The 3517-nt window shown below is 35.9% G+C and carries 5 protein-coding genes; all 5 read right to left on the reverse strand.

Annotation, left to right across the window (positions count from 1 at the left end; all coding sequences use genetic code 11):
* The coding region (locus ACIQ2X_RS14670; RefSeq protein WP_396179705.1) for a DUF4372 domain-containing protein at window positions 1–118 on the reverse strand (118 nt) is incomplete at its 3' end.
* Between the two features lie 208 nt (window positions 119–326).
* Entirely contained in the window at window positions 327–1040 is a 714-nt protein-coding gene (locus tag ACIQ2X_RS14675) for a hypothetical protein (protein ID WP_396179700.1), read from the reverse strand.
* Window positions 1041–1177: 137 nt separating this feature from the next.
* Window positions 1178–1504 (reverse strand): hypothetical protein, encoded by a 327-nt coding sequence (locus ACIQ2X_RS14680; protein ID WP_396179701.1) that lies wholly within the window; start codon window positions 1502–1504, stop codon window positions 1178–1180.
* A 14-nt stretch (window positions 1505–1518) separates the two neighbouring features.
* Window positions 1519–1965, reverse strand: coding sequence for a hypothetical protein (locus tag ACIQ2X_RS14685; protein WP_396179702.1), 447 nt, complete (start codon window positions 1963–1965; stop codon window positions 1519–1521).
* Between the two features lie 83 nt (window positions 1966–2048).
* Window positions 2049–3383: a hypothetical protein gene (locus tag ACIQ2X_RS14690; protein WP_396179704.1), complete on the reverse strand. Its 1335-nt coding sequence runs from the start codon at window positions 3381–3383 to the stop codon at window positions 2049–2051.
* Window positions 3384–3517 lie beyond the last annotated feature (134 nt).

Genomic DNA, 3517 nt, shown 5'->3' on the forward strand with positions numbered 1-3517 from the left:
CACGAAGGGAATTACACTTTTCTAAACAACAAAAAATCATACTAAACAAATGATCCTTACATTTAAAATGTTTGACATACCTATCAGAATCATAATTTTTAACAGCTTTTTGAATCATAGAATCATCATATTAAAGAAATCAGCTGTCCGAAAACAGATTTAGTCGAAAAATACTTATTTTTACCCATCGTTATTTGAATTTTGCAACTCAAAAATTACGGTATTTTTAAGAAGCCATTAATTTGGCTTCTTTTTTTATCGGACAACAATGATTATTTAATATTTGTTGTTATTTTATTTTTACGTGTTCAAATAAAAAAGGGTTTTTAAGTGAGCAGATCCTGACAAATAAAAGACAACTGCGGCGGAGGAAGTGAAAAGGCGTACCTGTCAAAGTGTTTTTTATGAGAAATTTTTTCGGCAGTTAGCTTAGTGCCGTTTGGAGGTATTTCTTCAAATAGGTATTCGGGAATCACAGTAGTTAGTACTACAAGTTTTGCATGTGCAAAACTAAGTCCTTGCTGTAAGGTAGCCATTGTATTGCATCCATGTTTCCAAATTCCTTTTCCAGTGGCGGTAAAAACGGCAACGCTGGCATGTTGGCTTTTTGCTGGTGGGGCCTTTTCTAAAATAGTATTTCTTTTATGAAAAAGTTTGCGGCTTGATTTTAAGACTTGCGTTTGAGCAACGGCAACGGTAAGATTGTTTTCAATATTTATTAGGACAGAAAATACTGTTCCTTCAGCAATATAGAGACTTTTGTTATTATAATCGTATAAAATCCTAGTTGAACAAATATCTTTTAAAGATTTCTTGTCTGTAATGTGATGCAAGCCAGAAAATACTGTCTCTGCTTTTACATAAAAACCTTTACTAATACCCATAATCTCACTTGTTACAGCGGTACTTGAATCTTTAAATATTTCTGTAGAAGCATTATTTTCAATAGCTAAACCACTCTTAATGTTACAACCATAACCTAACAACTGTATAGTTAACACAAGGAAAGTGGAAAAAAATTTTACATTAAATATTAACATCACTTATAATTTACGCTTCCAATAAGATGCAGTATTCAACAATCAATTGAACAGAAATGTTAATCGATTCTAAAATATTTTACAAAAGTGAGTTAATTATTACTACACCCACTATCAATTAAATAAGTAGTCGTATATCATAATAAGTGGAAAAGAGGAATGAGAAGTTGCACATTTCCAGATGTAAATACTTCTCTATATACTGGTTTTTCAATTACAAAAGCTTTGCAAGGTTGCACTTTATAACTTCTTGTTAGTAGCTGCTCATAAAGCTCCTGCAAATACATTTCATAATTCACTTCAAATTTTAACTGCTCTATTGTATTTCGTTTGTTTTTACGTGCTTCAAAATAGGCTTTGTATAAATTTTCTAAAATTATTTGCATATATCTTACTTCTTTGTCTTTTTGTATATAAAACGTAACAACTGCTGTTGTGAAAAAAATTCTATCACAAAGACGCACAAGGCACAGCGGTTTTAGATCAATTCTTGAATTTCTTTTAGAAATAAAAACGCTTCCATTGGCGTTTTTTGTGCCAACGGAAACGCTTTTACAAGTGCTTCTATACTTTCTTTTGAGTTCGATTGTGAACTTACATTTTCAGATAAATTTTCTTTCCAATCTTCAAATGCTATCTTGTTGATAGGTTCTTGTAATAGAATTTCAATAATAGTATCTGTTTTATGTACTTCACTAATGTAATTATTTATCAGTAGTTCGTTTACTAACTTATCTGCATTAGGAAAACCAACACTTACAGCACTATTTTTTATTATTTTATAATACTTTTTTGCGGGTTTATAACCTTTATAATGTGCCATAAAATAAGCACTTTGCTCATAAGCCACCCAAAAAACACCTTCTTTATACATAAAAAGATGATAAATTGAAAGATGTTGTATTTTATCAGCTATACTTGCCATTTTCTAAAAAAAATCGTCCGCTTCGCGGTACAGTAATAAAAAGTGGTGGCTCCAAGAGCCACCACTAAAAAGAAACAAGGGTTCTAGTCTTTGATACAACGTACCGAGTAGCCGTGTGCACGGTAGTCATTGAACACGAAAGTGCTACCTGAGAAGAAGAAGCGGAGAGGGGCGAGAGGACCACTCAGTGAACTACTCCAGTAGTAGCCGTAACTGCCCACGTCGAAGAGAGCACCATTATCGTTACTGCGGCTGCCTGGAACAGGGAACTTAAACGGGCTAGAAAAAGCTGTAACACTATTAGTAATACTGTAAGCTACTACTTCGGCACTGATTTCTGCACTAGTTGGCACACGGAAACCAGCTGGGCAGGGGTTGTTTATGCCTGCTACACCTTGCCATAAATTATTATTTTGTGTTGTACCACGCCAGTCAAAATTACCTGAATTTACTGTGATAAATAAAGGAGTTGTCGCTTGGTCAGCATTAGGCCTCGTTGCGGTAGTTCCGTTTACAGGGGTTCCTGCGGTGCTACCAGTCCACGTTATTTTTTCATGACCATCGGCATTTCTACCCCACTGGTATAAATCGCCATAGGCCAAATGATCAGTAGCACTTGTTGCCACTCGTGTAGCGCCTAAGTTTCTGTCCATCCATATCTTACCAGTTGTTGAGGTTATAGTTGGTGGGACAGCATTTACTGCTGTGATCATAGCTTGTACTTGTGCTTGTGTAGCTGGAGCATCAAATAAACTAGGATTAGCATCGATATAGGCTTGGTAAGCTGCTTCGTTGGCAACAAGTGCACCTGTAATTGCTGGTAAAATGGTATTAATTTGAGCCACCGTTACAACAGAAGGAACTGTGTTAGCAACATCTCCTTCGTTACCAATTTGAGCTAAAACCGCATTAGAGGCGTTTATTGGCGCTTGAGCAGTATTCACTGCATCAATCATTGCCTGTACTTCTGCAACCGTAGCTGGTGCTGAAAATAAAGAGGGATTAGCATCAATGTAAGCTTGATAAGCCGCTTGGTTAGCAGGTACAACACCTGTTACTCCCGGTACTGATGCCAATTGTGTTGTTGTTACAACAGATGGAATTATGTTTGGTGAATCACCTTCGTTTCCAATTTGTGCAAGAATAGCATTTGCAGGAGAAGTGCCCCCTAAGCAATCGGTCCACGCACCATTTGCATAACCTTTGATACATTCTGATGATATATCATAAATCAGCATTCCATTTACTGGCGTCATAATGGCGGCAGTACTAGCTACACGTGGCAAAAGCAAGGCCATATCGGTAGCTGTTAAGTCTAAAATAGAAGACACCTGTGGATTAGTTGTTCCTATTCCAACCTGACTAAAACTTAACGATGTTGCCATTAAGGCAATATACATTATTAATGTTTTTTTCATTTTTATAATTATTTAATATTTGTTGTTATTTTATTTTTACGTGTTCAAATAAAAAAGGGTTTTTAAGTGAGCAGATCCTGACAAATAAAAGACAACTGCGGCGGAGGAAGTGAAAAGGCGTACCTGTCAAAGTG

The organism is Flavobacterium sp., from assembly GCF_044368625.1.
Lineage (GTDB): Bacteria > Bacteroidota > Bacteroidia > Flavobacteriales > Flavobacteriaceae > Flavobacterium.

Bases quoted from the DNA above. Each gene is read 5' to 3' on its own strand.
- ACIQ2X_RS14675 (WP_396179700.1), bottom strand. From the start codon at position 1,040: ATGTTAATATTTAATGTAAAATTTTTTTCCACTTTCCTTGTGTTAACT.
- ACIQ2X_RS14685 (WP_396179702.1), bottom strand. From the start codon at position 1,965: ATGGCAAGTATAGCTGATAAAATACAACATCTTTCAATTTATCATCTT.
- ACIQ2X_RS14690 (WP_396179704.1), bottom strand. From the start codon at position 3,383: ATGAAAAAAACATTAATAATGTATATTGCCTTAATGGCAACATCGTTA.